The sequence below is a fragment of the Thermomonas hydrothermalis genome (assembly GCF_900129205.1).
Taxonomy (GTDB): Bacteria; Pseudomonadota; Gammaproteobacteria; order Xanthomonadales; family Xanthomonadaceae; genus Thermomonas; species Thermomonas hydrothermalis.
In genome coordinates, this window is sequence record NZ_FQUK01000026.1 from 1 (window position 1) to 17,215 (window position 17,215).

The following is a 17,215-nucleotide window of genomic DNA, read 5'->3' on the forward strand; positions in this document are numbered from 1 at the left end:
GCTCTCCGATAACGGCTCCGAGTTCGAGGCCGACTTCTCCAAGGCGCTCGCCACGCAGGGGATCCAGCGCTGGTACACGTATCCCAAGACACCCAAGATGAACGCGCATGTCGAACGCTTCAATCGAACCGTGCAGGAGTCCTTCGTGGACTACCACGAAGACCTGCTCTTTACCGACCTGGATGCGTTCAACCAGCAGCTGGCCAACTGGCTCGTCTTCTACAACGCCGAGCGCCCCCACCACGCCCTCGGCCAGCGACCCCCGCTACACTTCCTGCTCCAGCACCAACCCGAGTGCCAAAGGTGGTGGACTCATACATGTACTTGCCTGCCTATACTTGCGCCCTTCTTTGATTGCGGAGTTCCTTCGTGGGCACGAGTTCGGGCGACAGTTGTCGACCGGTCCCGCTGACCGGTGTGCTTACAGCGAGATAGTGCCGGACTCCGTGCCGCTGTCTCGCCGTAGGCGAGAGGCGGCCAATCCGTAGCGGAGTCTTCCGTGCGGACTGCTTTCCTCTTGGACGACTGACGGGCTGATCGCCATCGGGTGATCGGCCCGCGTTGGCTGGTTGCGGCCGGCCTGTGTGGCTCTTGTATCGCCGTGTAAATCGGGCGGTACCGGGTGCGGACGTTGGAATGAGCACTTTGCCAGGAGGAGTTCGTCCATGCGCCTTGTCCGTATTCCGTTTTTCTCGTTTGGCATCGGAATCCCGGCCGCATTGGGATGGCTGTGCGCGGCCATGACGTGGCCCTTAGCAGCCCAGGCTGGACGACCGATGGTCACCGACGATGCGCGTATCGTCGATGCCGGGGCATGTCAGCTTGAAACCTGGTCACAGCACAGTGCCGGCAGCACGCAGTGGTGGGCGCTTCCAGCCTGCAATCCCGGAGGCAGCCTGGAACTGACCATGGGGGGTGCCGTCAGCGATGCAGAAGGCCATCGCAGCACCGATGTCATCGTGCAAGGGAAGATGCTGCTCAAGCCGCTGCAGACCGATGGCTGGGGGCTTGGCATGGCAGCGGGCGCCGTGCGTCATGCACAGGGCAGTGGCTTTGACGGGTTCATCAACCTGCCAGCGAGTATTTCGTTGCGTGACGATGCCGTGGTGGTGCATGCCAACCTCGGTTGGTTGCACGAGGGTGAGAGCCGGCGCAACCGCCTGACCTGGGGCCTGGGCACCGAAGCGCAGCTTGCCGAGTGCACCTGGTTGATCGCCGAAACCTTCGGCCAGAACCAAGGCAATCCTTTCCACCAGATCGGTTTACGTCATTGGCTGGTGCCGGATCGTGTTCAGCTTGATGCGACCTACGGCAACCGCAACGGCGGCGGGACCGGCGAACGCTGGTTTTCCCTCGGTCTGCGCCTGCTCTCCAGGCCTTTTCTGCGGTAACGACCGCGCTGTCATAACCCCATCGTCAACGTGCCCGACCCTACGCATTACCTACCTGTCGGAACGCAGGTTGAGCGGTGTGAAGCAAGCCGACCATCGCGGAGAACACCAATGAACTTCACCCTGTTGAAAGAACTATTCGCTGGCTTCCTGCGTGCTCATCGTCTGAGCCGGCATTTCCGTCGGCATGCCCTGCCGGACAGTCTGCCCAGAGCCGGGGGCGGCCGCGAGGTACCGCCTGCGTTGACCCAAGCACTGGTCAACGCTGCCCTGGCCGATGCCGATGCATTGTTGCGGCAACTGGACAGCCAGCCTGAAGGGCTGACCGAGGCGCAGGCGGAAGTCGTTCGCGAGCGTGTTGGGACGAACGAGGTCGAGTACGAAAAGCCACTGCCATGGTGGCTGCATCTGTGGCTGTCCTACCGCAATCCTTTCAATCTGCTGTTGACCTTGTTGGCGGTGGTGTCCTATCTCACCGATGACACCAAGGGCACTGTCGTGATCGGCACAATGGTGGTTCTCTCCACCTTGCTGCGCTTCTGGCAGGAAGCCAAGGCTAACAAGGCCGCCGAGGCGCTCAAGGCGATGGTCAGCAATACGGTCACGGTGTTGCGTCCTGACGCAGCAGCCGAGCAGATGCCGGTACCGGACGGGGTGGCACCCACTGGGGATGCCCGGCGGGTCGAAGTGCCGATCAAGCAGTTGGTGCCTGGCGATGTGATTGCCCTGTCGGCAGGCGACATGATTCCGGCGGACTGCCGGGTGCTGACCGCCAAGGATCTGTTCGTGGCGCAGGCCGCGATGACCGGTGAATCGATGCCGGTGGAAAAGTTCCCGACCCAGCGCGATCGCACCGTCATCAATGTGCTGGATCTGGACGACATCCTGTTCATGGGCACCAACGTGGTGTCCGGTTCGGCGACAGCGGTGGTGATCACGACCGGCAACCAGACCTACTTTGGGGCACTGGCCTCGCGGATGACGGCCAGTGACCCCACGCCGACTGCATTCCAGACCGGCGTCAACAAGGTGAGCTGGCTTTTGATTCGCTTCATGTTCGTGATGGCGCCGCTGGTGCTCTTCATCAACGGGTTTACCAAGCACGACTGGCTGGAAGCACTGTTGTTTGCATTGTCGGTTGCGGTCGGCCTGACCCCTGAGATGCTGCCGATGATCGTGACTTCAACGCTGGCCAAGGGCGCGGTGTTTCTGTCACGCAAGAAGGTCATCGTCAAACGGCTGGATGCGATCCAGAACTTTGGTGCGATGGACGTGCTGTGCACCGACAAGACCGGCACGCTCACGCAGGACAAGATTTTCCTGGCGCGGCATGTCGATGTCTGGGGAGAAGAGTCTGACGAAGTGCTGGCAATGGCCTATCTCAACAGCTATTACCAGACCGGCTTGAAAAATCTGCTGGATGTGGCAGTGCTGGAGCATGCCGAGGTGCATCGGGATCTCAATCCCGTTCGCAATTACCGCAAGGTGGATGAGATTCCGTTTGACTTCGAGCGGCGCCGCATGTCGGTGGTGGTGAGCGAACGCGAAGACCATCACGAGCTGATCTGCAAGGGGGCACTCGAAGAAGTGCTGGCGATCTGCACCCATGTCCGTCATGGCGAGGCCATCGAGCCGCTGACGCCAGAACTGCTGGCGCGCATCCGCGAAGTGGCCGCCGAGTTGAACGAAGAAGGGCTGCGCGTGGTGGCCGTGGCCGCCAAGGAAGTGCCGCCGAGCAAAGAGACGTATGGCGTCGCGGATGAGTCGGACCTGACCCTGATCGGCTATGTGGCCTTTCTCGATCCGCCCAAAGAATCCACGCCGACCGCACTGAAGGCGCTGGCCGAGCATGGCGTGGCCGTGAAGGTGCTGACCGGCGACAACGAGCGGGTGACCGCCAAGATCTGCCGTGAGGTCGGGCTGGAGCAGCAAGGCCTGCTGCTGGGCAGCGACATCGAGCGCATGAGCGATGCGGAACTCGCCGCGGCGGTGGAATCCCACAACGTCTTTGCCAAGCTCACGCCCTCGCACAAGGAGCGCATCGTGCGGCTCTTGAAAGCCAACGGCCATGTGGTCGGCTTCATGGGCGACGGCATTAACGACGCGCCGGCGCTGCGCACGGCTGACATTGGCATCTCGGTCGATACCGCGGTGGACATCGCCAAGGAAGCCGCCGACATCATCCTGCTGGAAAAGAGCCTGATGGTGCTGGAGGAGGGCGTGCTGGAGGGCCGTCGCACCTTCGCCAACATGCTCAAGTACATCAAGATGACGGCCAGCTCCAACTTCGGCAATGTGTTCTCGGTGCTGGTGGCCTCGGCCTTCATTCCTTTCCTGCCGATGCTGCCGATCCATCTGCTGGTGCAAAACCTGCTCTACGACACCTCGCAGATCGCCATCCCGTTCGACAATGTGGACGAAGAGCTGCTGAGAAAGCCGCAGCGCTGGCAGCCGGCCGACATCGGGCGGTTCATGGTGTTCTTCGGCCCGATCAGCTCGATTTTCGACATCGTGACGTTTGCCATGATGTGGTTCGTGTTTGGGGCCAATACGCCGGAAAAGCAGACCCTGTTCCAGTCTGGCTGGTTCGTGGTGGGCCTACTGACGCAGACCTTGATCGTGCACATGATCCGCACCCCGAAGATTCCGTTCATCCAGAGCCGGGCCGCCCCGCCGCTCTTGGTCATGACGGCGGTGATCATGGCCATCGGCATCTTCCTGCCGATGGGCCCGCTGGCGCACTACTTCAAGTTGCAGGCACTGCCGCCGCTGTACTTCGCGCTGCTACCCCTGATCGTGCTGGCCTACATGGTGCTGACGCAGGCCATGAAAGGGATTTACTTCCGCCGTTACGGCTGGCAGTGAGCAGGTATCGGAGTGCGGCAGCCCCCTCAGTTGCCCGGCTCGACGGCTTCGCTGGGGGCCAGGCTGCGGCGTTGACGCGCCAGTTGCGCCTCGCGGTGGGCGATGTAGGCGGTGGCTGCGAAGATGATGGTGGCGCCCAGACCGGTCCAGCGGTCCAGGCGCTCGCCAAACCACAGCCAGCCGGCCAGCGTCACGATCACCAGCTGGACGAAGCTGATCGGCGTCAGGGCCGACACTTCGCCCAGCTTGAGGGCGCGTGTCCACAGCAGCTGCCCCACCGTGCCCAGTGCGCCGGAGAGCAGCAGCCACAGCCAGGCCAGGCCCTGCGGCGGATGCCAGACCGGCAGCGCCGGCAGCAGTGACAGTGGCACCCAGAACAGATAGGTCCACAGCACGATGGTGTCGGCGCCGTCGTGGCGAGACAGCTGCTTGATCTGGATGGCGACGATGGCGGTGATCAGCGCTGCGCCCACCGCCACCAGTGAGCCAGGGGTGAAGGCATGCGACCAGGGCCGCACGATCACCAGCACACCGATGAAACCGGCGATGACCGCCAGCCAGCGACGTAGCCGGACTTTTTCGCCCAGCAACAGCACGGCGGCCACGGTTGCGAAAATCGGCGAGGAATAGGCCAGGGCAACGGCCTGGGCCAGCGGCAGATGGGCGATTGCCCAGAACCCCATCCACATGCTGATCACCCCGATCAGGCAGCGAATGAAGTAGCGCCGCAGTTGCCGGGTGTGCAGGGTGGTGCGGAGATGGCCGATCAGCGGTTGGCGCTGGCGCAGGACCGGCCACAGCAGCACCGGCAGCAGGGTCAGCAGGCCGAACAGGTTGCGGAAGAACGCCACCTCCGCCACCGGCTCGGTGCGTGAGGCCAACCGGATGCACACCGCCATCAGGCCGAAGCCGATGGTGCTGGCCAGCATCAGCAATGCCGCATGCAGCTGGACACGGTGGGCGCTGACGACGGGCGTGCTCACCAGGTGGCCCCCACCAGCCGGGGTTCGGGCTCGATGGCCACGCCAAAGCGTGCCTGCACCGAAGCGGCGATGCGCCGGGCCAGTGCCAGCAAATCCGCGCCGCTGGCGTTGCCGTGGTTGACCAGCACCAGGGCATGCTGTGCGGAAACGCCAGCATCGCCGTCACGATGGCCTTTCCAGCCGCACTGTTCGATCAGCCAGGCGGCCGACAGCTTGCAGCGCACGCCGTCACCGGCCGGATACACCGGCAGCGCAGGGTGCTCGGCGCGCAATGCCTCGGCCTGTGCCTGCGGCACCAGCGGGTTTTTGAAGAAGCTGCCGGCGTTGCCGAGCACGGCCGGGTCTGGCAGTTTGCGGCGGCGGATGCGGATCACCGCTTCGGCCACCTGGGCCGGGCGCGGGGAATCGGTCACGCCCATCGCCTGCAGCTCTGCAGCGAGGCCCGCATAGTCCAGGCGGGGCTGAAACTGGCGCGACAGGGAAAACTCGACGGCAGTCACCCAGTAGCGATCGGGCTGCTGCTTGAACACCGAGTCGCGGTAGGCAAACGCGCAGTCCGCAGGCGACAGGCGGACGAAGCGGCCGGTGTGGCGGTCGAAGGCCTCCACTGCGTGGACGCACTCGCATACCTCCACACCGTAGGCGCCGATGTTCTGGATCGGCGCGGCCCCCACCGTGCCGGGGATCAGGGCCAGGTTTTCCAGGCCGCTTAAGCCATGGCCCAGCGTCCAGAGCACGAAGTCATGCCAGACCACGCCCGCCTCGGCGCGCACCAGCGCCTGGCGGTCGCTTGCATCGAGCAGGCTGATGCCGCATGTGTTGAACGTCAGCACCGCGCCGGGCGGGTCGGCGGCCAGGAGCAGATTGCTGCCACCGCCCAGCACCAGCAGGGCTGGGTCGCGCAGCATGGCGTAGCCGGCCAGCTCGGGAAGGGCGGCGGTATCGGTGACTTCCACCAGCATCGGCGCACGGGCGCGCACCCCGAAGGTGTTGCGGGCGTCCAGCCGGGCGTTTTCGGTGATGCGGTAGCCGGGGGCCTGGATGTGGCTCATACCAGCGGCAAGGTGCCACGGCTGGGGGCTTCCTTGCGCCGACGCAGGGCGTCCACGCATTCCCCGATCAACGCCGGCCCACGGTAAATCAGCCCGGTATAGGTCTGCACCAGCACCGCGCCGGCGGCTTGCTTGGTGGCAGCATCGGCGCCATGCAGGATGCCGCCGACACCGATGATCGGGATATCGTCGCGCAGGCGGGTACGCAGCATGCGCAGCACGGTGGTGGCGCGTGACATCAGCGGGGCACCGGACAGCCCGCCGGCTTCGGTGGCCAGGGGCGAGTCTTCCACGCCGTCGCGGGCCACGGTGGTGTTGGTGGCGATGACCCCATCCACGCGCAGATCACCCAGCACGCGCCCGGCGGCGTCGATGTCGTTTTCCGACAGGTCCGGGGCGATCTTGACCAGGATCGGCACCCGCTTGCCATGGCGCGTGGCCAGCTTGTCCTGCTCGTTGCGCAGGGCATCCACCAGCCGGCGCAGTGCCTGTTCCTCCTGCAGCTCGCGCAGGCCGGCGGTGTTGGGCGAGGAGATGTTGACCGCCACGTAATCGGCCAGCGGGTACACCCGGCGCAGGCAGAGCAGGTAATCCGCGACGGCATCGCGGTTTGGGGTGTCCTTGTTCTTGCCGATGTTGATGCCGAGCAGCCCGCCAGTGCGGCGGCGGGCGCGCTCGACATTGCGCACCAGCACATCCACCCCCAGGTTGTTGAACCCCATTCGATTGATCAGCGCCTCATGCTCCGGCAACCGGAACAGGCGCGGGCGCGGATTGCCTGGCTGCGGCAGTGGCGTCACCGTGCCCACCTCGATGAAGCCAAACCCCAGGGCCAGCAGGGCGTCGATATGGGCGCCGTTCTTGTCGAGGCCGGCGGCCAGCCCGACCGGATTGGGGAAGGTCAGCCCGAATGCTTTGGTCGGCAACGGTTTGGGCGGCGTGGCCAAAAGCGGCAGCAGGCCGCTGCGGTAGGCCGCTTCCAGAGCAGCCAGGCCGGTGCCGTGGGCGCGCTCGCCGTCGAGTGCGAACAGGAATGGGCGTAGCAGCGGATACAAGCGGTCAGTGCCCCGACAATGCGATGACGGCGGCCAGACCGCCGAAGAACAGGAAAATGGCCACTATCGCCAGCACCATCAGCGCCAGGGCCAGATACCCCAGGATCAGGCCGGCCAGGGCCAATCCATCCCCTTCCAGGGTCTGCGGGGAACGACGGATCTCGGCGCGGGCCAGATGGCCGCACACCACCGCCACCACGCTGCCCAGCACGGGCAGCAAGGTCCAGCCGAGGATGCCGGCGACCAGGCTGACGATCGCCAGCGGGCTGGTCTGGCGGATGGGTGCGTTCATGGGCGTTGCTTACAGATCAAACTTGATGCCCTGAGCCAGCGGCAGGGCATCAGAATAGTTGATGGTATTGGTCTGGCGACGCATGTAGGCCTTCCAGGCATCGGAGCCGGATTCACGCCCACCGCCGGTGTCCTTTTCGCCACCGAAGGCGCCGCCGATCTCGGCACCGCTGGTGCCGATGTTGACGTTGGCGATGCCGCAGTCGCTGCCGGCCGCCGACAGGAAGGCCTCGGCATGCTTGAGGTTGGTGGTGAAGATGGCCGACGACAGGCCTTGCGGCACGGCGTTCTGCATCTCGATGGCTTCGTCCAGCGTGCGGTACTTCATCACGTACAGGATCGGCGCAAACGTCTCGTGCTGGACGATCTCGGCATCGTTGCTCAGGCCGGTGATGATGGTCGGCAGCACGAAGTTGCCGGGACGGTCGAGCACGGCGCCGCCCGTCTCCACCTTGCCGCCAGCGGCCTTGGCTTTTTCGATGGCATCGAGATAGGCGCGCACACCGTCCTGGCTGTTGAGCGGGCCCATCAGGTTCTTCGGGTCGGTGGGGTCACCGATCCGCTGCTCGACCTGCTTGTAGGCCGCTACCAGCCGGGTCAGCACCTCGTCGTAGCGGCTCTCGTGCACGATCAGCCGGCGGGTGGTGGTGCAGCGCTGGCCAGCGGTGCCGACCGCGCCGAACACGATGGCCGGAATCGCCAGTTTCAGGTCGGCGGTTTCATCGACGATGATGGCGTTGTTGCCACCCAGCTCCAGCAGGCTGCGGCCCATCCGGCGCGCCACCCGCTCGCCGACGATGCGGCCGACCCGGGTGCTGCCGGTGAAGCTGATCAACGGGATCCGGCGGTCATCGACAAACCGTTCGGCCAGTTCGGTGCCGGCGTCATTGAACAGGAAGAAGATGTCGGGGAAGCCGCCCTGCTGCAGGGCTTGGTTGCAGATCTTCATGGCGGCAATGGCCGACAGCGGGGTCTTGGGCGACGGCTTCCAGATGCTGATATCGCCGCAGACCGCTGCGATGAAGCTGTTCCACGCCCACACCGCGACCGGGAAGTTGAAGGCGCTGATGATCCCCACCAGCCCCAGCGGGTGCCACTGCTCATACATGCGGTGACCAGGGCGCTCGGAGTGCATGGTCAGGCCATAGAGCTGGCGCGACAGACCGACGGCGAAATCGCCAATGTCGATCATTTCCTGCACTTCGCCATCGCCTTCCGGCTTGGACTTGCCCATCTCCAGCGCCACCAGCGAGCCGAGCGCGTCCTTGTGGCGACGCAGGGCGTCGGCGCACAGGCGGATCGCCTCGCCACGGCGCGGTGCCGGGGTGGTGCGCCAGATCTTGAAGGCGGCCTGCGCGCGCTGGACGATGGTTTCGTAATCGGCTTGCGAGGAGGCATGCACCCGGCCCAGCACTTCGCCGGTGGTCGGGTTGACCGGCTCCAACACGCCGGCGTCGCGGGTCTTGGACCACTCGCCGTTGCCAAGGTAGGTGCCGGATTCGACGTCAGTCAGGCCAAGCGCGGTGAGGACGGGATGGGGCATGGTGGGCTCCGGTGTTGAACGGTGGCAGGCATTGGACGGCCGCGCAGCGGCGGTCTTGCCCATACCTGATGGGGACTGGCGGCCCCGACACGATTCGAACGTGCGACCTTCCCCTTAGGAGGGGGACGCTCTATCCAACTGAGCTACGAGGCCAGATTCTCCATTATCGCAGCAGTCTGCAGAGTCGGCCAATCCGTCGGAGAAAATGGCGATCAGGCGGTTTGGTTTGTGCTGATCGGCGGGCGTCATTGGTCGATTCGCAAGGTTGCGCGCAGGGCATCGGCATCGTTGGCCAGCGGGATGGCGTGGCTTGGCCGTGCCAGCATCGATGCCAGCGCCTGAGGGGGCGGCACCGGGGTGTCCAGCAAAGGCTCGACCACCTCCGGGAACTTGGCCGGATGCGCGGTGGCCACCACCGCCCAGTCACCCGGCTCGCCACGCGCGCGCAGGCGATCCAGCACATCGGCAGCGCAGGCGGTATGCGGGCAGACGATGTGCCCTCGGTGAGCGCGGGTGCGCACGATGGCGGCCCGGATCTGGGCATCGCTGACGGATTCGGCGTGCAGCGCAGCGCGCAGAGCGCAAGGATCCGGGTACAGCGCCTGCAGACGCTCGAAGTTGCTGGGGGCGCCCACGTCCATTGCGTTGGCCAGCGTGGCGATGGTGGGCTGTGGCGCATAGTCGCCGCCGGCAAAGAAAGCCGGCAGTACCGGGTTGGCATTGCAGGCCAGCACCACCTGGCCAATCGGCAGCCCCATGCGTTTTGCCAGCAGGCAGGCCAGCGCGTTGCCGAGGTTGCCGGTGGGAATGACGAAGTTCAGCGTCCTGCCCGTGCTGCGCCAGTGCCGCAGGGCGGCATGGGCATAGTAGGCGGTCTGTGGCAGCAGCCGGCCCAAGCTGATGCTGTTGGCCGAGCCCAGTGGCACCTCGGCGCGGTAGGCAGCATCGGCCAGCAGGGTCTTGGCCATGCGCTGGCAGTCATCGAAGGTGCCGGCGACGCGGAAGGCGCGGACGTTGCCGCCGAAGGCGCCCAGGTGATGGGCCTGGCGCGGCGACACCCGGCCATCCGGGTACAGGATGGCGACGCGCATGCCGGGACGGCCGTGGAAGGCGGCGCCCACGGCCGCGCCGGTGTCGCCGGAGGTGGCGACCAGGATCGTCAGCGGCCGGTCCCCTTGTGACAGTGCGCCCAGGCAGCCGGCGAGAAAGGCGGCGCCATAGTCCTTGAAGGCGGCGGTGGGGCCGTGGAACAGCTCCAGCAGGTGGTCGCCGGGCGCGCCGAACGGCACCAGCGGCGGCTCGATGGCGAATGCGTCATGGCAGATGTCAGGCAGGGCGGCGGCCAGCCGATCGCCGACAAAGAACGGCGCCAGCAGCCGGGTGGCAACGCCTGCCAGGGTGTCGGTGTCATCGAATGCGGCGGGGGTGAATGACGGCCACGTCTCCGGCATGTACAAGCCGCCATCGGGGGCAAGGCCGGCGGCAATGGCATCGGCAAGGGAAACGTGAGGGGCGACTCCGCACGTGCTGATGGCATTCATGGCAACACCTGTGCCGGAGGGCTGGCGATGGGCGTGACATGCAGGTCGCTGGCGACTCCGGCGGCTGCGAATGCCGCCTGCATGGCCGTGCCTGCCCGGGCGGCGGTGGCGGCGTCCTCGCACCAGGCGAATACGCTGGGCCCTGCGCCGGAAATGCTGGCTCCCATTGCGCCGGCTTGCAGTGCCGCCTGTTTCACGGCGGCAAAGCCGTGAATCAGCGGTGCACGCCGCGGTTCCACCAGCACATCGGACAGACCGGCGCGTACCAGCGCGGCATCGCCGCGTTCGCACCCCAGCAGAACTTGGGCCAGGTTGGCGCTTTGCGCGACGAACTCGGGCAGCGCGTAGGCACCGGCCAGCACCGCACGGGCATGGCGGGTTTCCAGCACGGCATGCGGGTGGACGACGGCGGCATGCCAGGCGGCCGGGACGTGGATCGCGATCAGGCGCTCCGGCGTGGCCAGTACCAGGCCGCCCAGCAGCATGGGGCCGACGTTGTCGCCGTGGCGGCCGCCGCTGGCCACCGCTTCGCCGGTCAGCGCATACGGGTACAGCGCTTGTGGCGACAGCGGGGTTTCCAGCAGCGCGTTTGCCGCCACCAAGGCCGCCACGCAAGAGGCGGCCGATCCGCCAAGCCCGGAGCCCAGCGGCAGGCCCTTGTCCAGCTCCAGCTCGAAGCCGAACGGCAGCCGCAGCGCCTCGCGCAGGGCGATCAGGGCGGCGCCTGCGGTGTTGTGGGCAGCGTCCAGCGGGAGATCGGTGACGCTGCCGCGGATGGCGGTGATGCGGACCGTGGGGGCATCGATCCGTCGCACCGTGGCGATATCGCCAATGCCGGCAATGCCATGGCCCAGCAGGTCGAACCCGACGCCGACGTTGCCGACCGAGCCGGGCGAAAACGCTCGCGCGTGCTGCCGTGGCGTGCTCATAGGGCGGCTCCCAGGCTGCCGGCCAGCCGCAGCAGGTCGGAGAACACGCCTGCGGCGGTGACCTCCGGCCCGGCGCCGGGGCCTTGCACGACCAGCGGGTTGTCACAGTAGCGGCGGGTAGTGAACGACACGCAGTTGTCCGTCAGGCGCAGGTGGGCAAAGGCATGGTCGGCGGGAAGCGCACGCAGCGCAACGGAGGCCTGGCCATCGTGCGTCAACCGGGCGACATAGCGCAGCACGCATCCCTGGCGACGGGCGGCGTCCAGCCTGGCCTGCATCGGTGCGTCGAGTGTGTCCAGGGCGGCCAGGAAACGGTCGCGGTCGGCCTCGCGCAGGGGTTCGGGCACCAGGTTTTCCACCTCCACGTCCTGAAGAGACAACGACAGGCCGCATTCGCGCGCCAGGATCACCAGCTTGCGCGCCACGTCCATGCCGGACAGGTCGTCGCGCGGGTCGGGTTCGGTATAGCCCAGCGCGTGGGCCTGCCGCACCAGCTCGGAAAAAGGCGTTTGGCCGTCGAATGAGTTGAACAGCCAGGCCAAGGTTCCGGACAAGATGCCCTCGATGGCGATCAGCGTATCGCCAGTATCCAGCAGGTCACGCAGGGTGGAGATCACCGGCAGGCCGGCGCCCACCGTGGCCTCGTAGCGGAAGCGGGCGCCGCTTTTGGCTTGTGCCGTGCGGATCGCCTGGTAGCGCGCCAGCGGTCCGGCACCGGCCTGTTTATTGGGCGTGATCACGTGGATGCCGGCGGCCAGCCAGGCCGGATAGTGCTGCGCGACGCTGTCGCTGGCCGAGCAGTCGATGATCACGGCATGCGGCAGATGCGCATCCAGCAGGTGCGCGGCAAGGCCATCGAGGCCGGCGGCAGATGGTGGGCACTGCATCCGCGCCCGCCAGTCGCAGGCGTCGTCGTGCTCGAACAGCCATGCCGCATTGCGGCTGGCCAGCGCCCGCAGGCGCAGGTCGATCGCGTGCCGTTCCCGCAGTCGCGGCATGGCGCTTTGCAGCTGGTCCAGCAGGGCGCTTCCGACCTTGCCGGGCCCGATGACCGCCAGTGCGATGGTTTGCGGCGACAGCCAGAACGCGGCGTGGACCGCACGCAAGGCGCGTGCGGCGGCGCTGCTGTCGATGGCCACCGAAATGTTGCGCTCCGAGGCGCCCTGCGCGATTGCGCGGATGTTGACGCGGGCGCGTGCCAGTGCCTCGAACATGCGTGCGGCCACGCCCGGGGTGCCGGCCATGCCGTCGCCGACGGCGGCCAGCACGCTGATTCCGGTCTGCACGGTCACGCCCTGGACCTGCGCGGTGGCCAGTTCCCGTGCGAAGGCGTCTTCGAGGGCGTCACATGCCGCCTGCGCGTCGGCGTCGCGGACCACGCAGCAGATCGAGTGCTCGGAGCTGCCTTGCGAGATCATCACCACCGATATGCGTGCCGCATGCAGGGCGGCAAACACCCGTTCAGCCGTGCCGGGCACGCCGATGAGGCCCGTGCCTTCCAGGCATACCAGGGCAAGCTGGCTGCACAGTGTCAGGCCCTTGACCGGGCCGCGGCTGGCATGGTCGCCGTCGGCGTCGATCCGGGTACCTGGGAAGGCCGGGTTGAAGGTGTTGCGCATCAGGATCGGCAGGTTGCGCGCGATGGCCGGGGTCAGCGTCTGCGGATGGATGACCTTGGCGCCGAAGTAGGCAAGTTCGCAGGCTTCGCGGTAGCTCAAGGCCGGCAGCGGCACGGCTTCCGGCACGATGCGCGGGTCGGCCGACAGCACCCCGTCCACATCGCTCCAGAGGTGCAGCTCGTCGGCATCGAACAGGCTGGCGAAAATCGCGGCGGAGTAGTCGCTGCCATTGCGTCCCAGCGTGGTGGGAAATCCGTCCGGATCGCGAGCGATGAAGCCGGTGATGTTGACCCGGTGTTGTGGATGCGCACGTCGCCAGTCGGCCAGAAGGCGTGCGCTGGCATCCCAATCCACCAGGGCACCCAGATCGGTCTGCCGGACGACCAGCACGTCGCGAGCGTCCAGCAGGGCGTAGTCACCGCCGCGTTCGCGCAGATGCGCGTGCAGCAGCAATGTCGATAGCACTTCGCCCATGCCGTGGATGCGCTCCAGTGCCGCCCGGCCCGGTTGGCGCAGCAGGGCGACGGCGTGCAGCAGTGCGGCCAGTTCGTCGCAGTGCCGGTCGATCTGGGCCAACACTGCCTCGGGTCGGGCCAGCAATGCCTGGGCGGTGTCCAGGTGGCGCTGGCGCAGGCGCGTCAGGGGCTCATGCCAGTGGCCACCGCAGGCGGCGGTCTCGGCCAGGGCCACCAGTGCATCGGTGGTGCCCTGCATGGCCGAGGTGATCACGATCTGGCGCTCGGCATCATCGGCCAGCACCAGGTCTGCGACATGCCGGATGCACGAGGCATCGGCCAGGGAACTGCCGCCGAACTTGTGCGCGCGGCAGGACGGGGATGCTGAAGGTAACGTCGCCATGGAGCCTCCGATGGAAGCCCCGCGTCGTATCGAGTCGGGAAGCGCGCCCCGCCTCTCTCGCTGCGGGGTCGTGCACTGGGATGGTGGATTATCCAGGCATGACCGACCGCACCGGCGGGGTACCGGTGGTGGTCGTGGTGGTGGTCATGCGGCTGGCCATGGGGCGACTGTGCTGCAGTGGCGTTGAGCGTGTCAAGCCATGGTCGAAGGCGTGCCCTCCGGGGTGCCACCGCGCGCCTCTACCACCGCCATGGCGGTCATGTCGGCGGTGACGTTGGCCACGGTGGCCAGGACGTCGGGAATGGCATCCACCGCCATCAGCACCGGCAGCGGTGCCACCGGCAGGCCCATCGCAGAGGTCACCGGCAGGTTGGTGGCCAGAAAGATCGCCTGGCCCGGCAGGCCCACCGAGCCCATGCTGACCAGCACGCTGAGCGCCACACCCGTGGCCAGTTGCGCCGCGCTGAGGTCGGCTCCCAGCGCCCAGGCGATGAAGCTGGCGGTGGCCAGGTACTGGATGGGTGATGCGATCCGGAACAGCGAGACCGCCATCGGCAGCACCAGCCCGGAGACCTGGGCCGGCATGCCCAGCCGGGTTTGTGCACTGTCCAGCATCGCTGGCAGCGTGGCCAGTGAGGACTGCGTGCTGGCGGCCACCGCCTGCACTGGCACCAGTCCAGCGATGAAGTGGCGGAACCGCTGCTTGCCGATGGTGATCGCCACCGCAATCAGCAACACCACTGCCAGCACGTACAGCGCACACTCCAGCAGCACGTAGATGCCCAGCGCCTGCAGCATGCCCAGGCCGGCGCGTGCGGTCAGCGCCAGTACCAGCGCGAAGATTCCAACCGGTGCCACCAGCAACACCCAATGCACGATCACCAGCATGGTTTGGCTGATCGCATCGAGTAGGCCGACCACCTGCGCACGCGGCCCAGGGGCGATCCGGGTCAGGGCGAAGCCGAAGAACAGCGCAAAGCTCACCAGCGGCAGCATGGCGCTGGCCGCAGCGGCGGCGACGGCATTGCTGGGGATCAAGGCCACCAGTGCGTCGGCCCAGCCGCCGGTGGCCGGCGCGGTTGCTTCGCCATGGCCGCGCAACGCCGCCGCAACCGCCGGGTCCGGTGTCAGGGACGACAGCGCCAACGGCGCCAGCAGCGCGGTCATCGCCCCGGCGCAAGCCAGCAGCACGACGAAACTCAGGATCGCCTGCCGCGCCACCCGCCCGGAGTGGGCGGCGTCGCTGGCCTGATTGATGCCCACCACCACCAGCGCGAACACCAGCGGCACCACGGTCATCTGCAGGGCGTTGAGCCACAGCCGGCCGAATGGATCGACCCAAGCCGCGACCTTAAGACCCATGGCCGGCGCCTGCCAGGCCAGCAGCATTCCCAGGACGATGCCGGCGGCAAGGCCGGTAAGGACGCGGGCGGTCTGGCTCATCGGGGCGCTCCCGCTGTGGATGCATGGGGCTGTCGGGCGAGCAAGGGCAGGATGGGCATCGGCGATCGAGAGGGATTGGCAACAGGCGGCAAGCATGCCGCAGTCTGGCGGTCAGGTCAGCGCTGCGTCTCGGCAGATGCGACGGGTGCGGGCTAAAGTGACCCGACCATTCCAGCGCATCTTCGTCCCATGGCCAAGCCAACTGCGAGTTCCCGCCGCCGCACCACCTACGTCTGCTCCGAATGTGGCGCCGATTACGCCAAGTGGCAGGGCCAGTGCGAGGCCTGTGGGGCATGGAACACGCTGTCGGAGATCGCGCTGGAAACGGCGGCACAGGCCAGGTCGCCGGCTTCGCGCCGCAGCGGCTGGGCGGGCAAGGTGGACGCGCCGACGATCATGGCGTTGGCGGACGTGCAGCTGGATGCGCAGGCGCGCGCCTCGACCGGCATCGGCGAGTTCGACCGGGTGCTGGGCGGCGGGCTGGCCGAGGGCGCGGTGGTGCTGGTGGGCGGCGATCCCGGCATCGGCAAGTCCACCCTGCTGCTGCAGGCGCTGGCCAAGATGGCGCCCGTGCTGCCGGGCCTGTATGTCACTGGCGAAGAGTCGCTGGCGCAGGTGGCCGGGCGCGCACAGCGGCTCGGGCTGCCGCTGGACGGATTGCAGGCGCTGGCCGAAACGTGCGTCGAGCGCATCCTCGAGCATGCCATCGCCGCCAAACCCCGCCTGCTGATCGCCGACTCCATCCAGACCCTGTGGACCGACACCCTGACCGCCGCGCCCGGCTCGGTGTCGCAGGTACGCGAATCGGCCGCACGGCTGGTGCGGTTTGCCAAGGAAACCGGCACCGCGGTGTTCCTGGTCGGGCATGTGACCAAGGAAGGCGGCATCGCTGGTCCGCGTGTGCTGGAGCACATGGTGGACGCCGTGCTGTATTTCGAGGGCGATTCCGGCAGCCGCTTCCGCGTGCTGCGTGCGTTCAAGAACCGGTTCGGCGCGGTCAACGAGCTGGGCGTGTTCGCGATGTCCGACAGCGGCCTGCGCGAGGTGTCCAACCCGTCCGCGATCTTCCTGTCCGGCATGGGGGCGCCGCAGCCCGGCAGTTGCGTGATGGTCACGCGCGAAGGCACGCGCCCGCTGCTGGTGGAAGTGCAGGCGCTGGTGGACGCTTCGCCGCTGTCCAATCCGCGCCGCGTCGTGGTCGGGCTGGAAGGCAACCGGCTGGCCATGCTGCTGGCGGTGCTGCACCGCCACGGCGGGGTGATGGTGGGCGACCAGGACGTGTTCGTGAACGTGGTCGGCGGCATCCGTGTGCAGGAAACCGCCGCCGACCTGCCGGTGCTGCTGGCGGTGCTGTCCTCGCTGCGCAACACGCCGCTGGCCGGCAAGACCATCGCGTTTGGCGAGGTGGGCTTAAGCGGCGAGATCCGCCCGGTGCCCAACGGCGAGGAACGGCTGAAAGAAGCGGCAACCCATGGCTTCCAGCGCGCCATCGTGCCCAAGGCCAACGCGCCCAAGTCGGGCAGCTACAAGGGCATGGAGGTGGTGCCGGTGGCGCGGCTGGCCGATGCGCTGGAGCAGTGCTGAGGCCTGCCTGCACTCCCCGGCGGGCAGGGGCGCGATCCTGGCGCGACGGATTTCGGGCAGC

The 17,215-nt window shown here is 67.1% G+C and carries 13 protein-coding genes and 1 tRNA gene; 4 read left to right on the forward strand and 10 right to left on the reverse strand.

All coding sequences use genetic code 11. From position 1 onward, the window contains the following. The 3 genes from BUA29_RS08145 to mgtA all read left to right on the forward strand — a co-directional run. On the forward strand, positions 1-412 hold a 412-nt coding region (locus BUA29_RS08145), incomplete at its 5' end, for an integrase core domain-containing protein (RefSeq protein WP_218587169.1). Positions 413-584: 172 nt separating this feature from the next. After that, entirely contained in the window at positions 585-1,391 is an 807-nt protein-coding gene (locus BUA29_RS08150) for a hypothetical protein (RefSeq protein WP_218587170.1), read from the forward strand. Positions 1,392-1,502: 111 nt separating this feature from the next. After that, a complete protein-coding gene (gene mgtA / locus BUA29_RS08155; protein ID WP_072756105.1) occupies positions 1,503-4,256 on the forward strand; it encodes a magnesium-translocating P-type ATPase in 2,754 nt (917 codons plus the stop codon). A gap of 26 nt (positions 4,257-4,282) precedes the next feature. Here mgtA and BUA29_RS08160 read toward each other — a convergent pair whose 3' ends face one another. From BUA29_RS08160 to BUA29_RS08205, 10 genes are all read right to left on the reverse strand, one after another. Beyond that, the gene (locus BUA29_RS08160) at positions 4,283-5,185 is read right to left on the reverse strand and encodes a DMT family transporter (protein ID WP_072756129.1); all 903 of its coding nucleotides are present in this window, start codon (positions 5,183-5,185) and stop codon (positions 4,283-4,285) included. Between the two features lie 50 nt (positions 5,186-5,235). Next, positions 5,236-6,291 (reverse strand): UDP-N-acetylmuramate dehydrogenase, encoded by a 1,056-nt coding sequence (gene murB, locus BUA29_RS08165; protein ID WP_072756106.1) that lies wholly within the window; start codon positions 6,289-6,291, stop codon positions 5,236-5,238. Next, positions 6,288-7,346: a quinone-dependent dihydroorotate dehydrogenase gene (locus BUA29_RS08170; protein WP_072756107.1), complete on the reverse strand. Its 1,059-nt coding sequence runs from the start codon at positions 7,344-7,346 to the stop codon at positions 6,288-6,290. Before BUA29_RS08170 ends, murB begins: the two co-directional genes overlap by 4 nt. A 4-nt stretch (positions 7,347-7,350) precedes the next feature. Then, positions 7,351-7,638: a DUF4190 domain-containing protein gene (locus BUA29_RS08175; protein WP_072756108.1), complete on the reverse strand. Its 288-nt coding sequence runs from the start codon at positions 7,636-7,638 to the stop codon at positions 7,351-7,353. Positions 7,639-7,647: 9 nt separating this feature from the next. Next, the gene (gene amaB / locus BUA29_RS08180) at positions 7,648-9,180 is read right to left on the reverse strand and encodes an L-piperidine-6-carboxylate dehydrogenase (RefSeq protein ID WP_072756109.1); all 1,533 of its coding nucleotides are present in this window, start codon (positions 9,178-9,180) and stop codon (positions 7,648-7,650) included. Positions 9,181-9,256: 76 nt separating this feature from the next. After that, positions 9,257-9,333: transfer RNA gene (locus tag BUA29_RS08185), tRNA-Arg, on the reverse strand. A gap of 92 nt (positions 9,334-9,425) precedes the next feature. Continuing rightward, the gene (gene thrC / locus BUA29_RS08190) at positions 9,426-10,721 is read right to left on the reverse strand and encodes a threonine synthase (RefSeq protein WP_072756110.1); all 1,296 of its coding nucleotides are present in this window, start codon (positions 10,719-10,721) and stop codon (positions 9,426-9,428) included. After that, positions 10,718-11,650, reverse strand: coding sequence for a homoserine kinase (locus BUA29_RS08195; protein ID WP_072756111.1), 933 nt, complete (start codon positions 11,648-11,650; stop codon positions 10,718-10,720). The genes thrC and BUA29_RS08195 overlap by 4 nt, the downstream gene beginning before the upstream one ends. Then, positions 11,647-14,127, reverse strand: a complete 2,481-nt coding sequence (thrA, locus tag BUA29_RS08200) for a bifunctional aspartate kinase/homoserine dehydrogenase I (protein ID WP_072756112.1) — start codon at positions 14,125-14,127, stop codon at positions 11,647-11,649. Before thrA ends, BUA29_RS08195 begins: the two co-directional genes overlap by 4 nt. A gap of 192 nt (positions 14,128-14,319) precedes the next feature. Next, on the reverse strand, positions 14,320-15,570 hold the full coding sequence (locus BUA29_RS08205) for a dicarboxylate/amino acid:cation symporter (RefSeq protein ID WP_072756113.1): 1,251 nt from the start codon (positions 15,568-15,570) through the stop codon (positions 14,320-14,322). 189 nt (positions 15,571-15,759) lie between these two features. Here BUA29_RS08205 and radA point away from each other — a divergent pair, with 189 nt between their 5' ends. Then, positions 15,760-17,154, forward strand: a complete 1,395-nt coding sequence (radA, locus tag BUA29_RS08210; protein WP_072756114.1) for a DNA repair protein RadA — start codon at positions 15,760-15,762, stop codon at positions 17,152-17,154. The last annotated feature ends 61 nt before the right edge of the window (positions 17,155-17,215 follow it).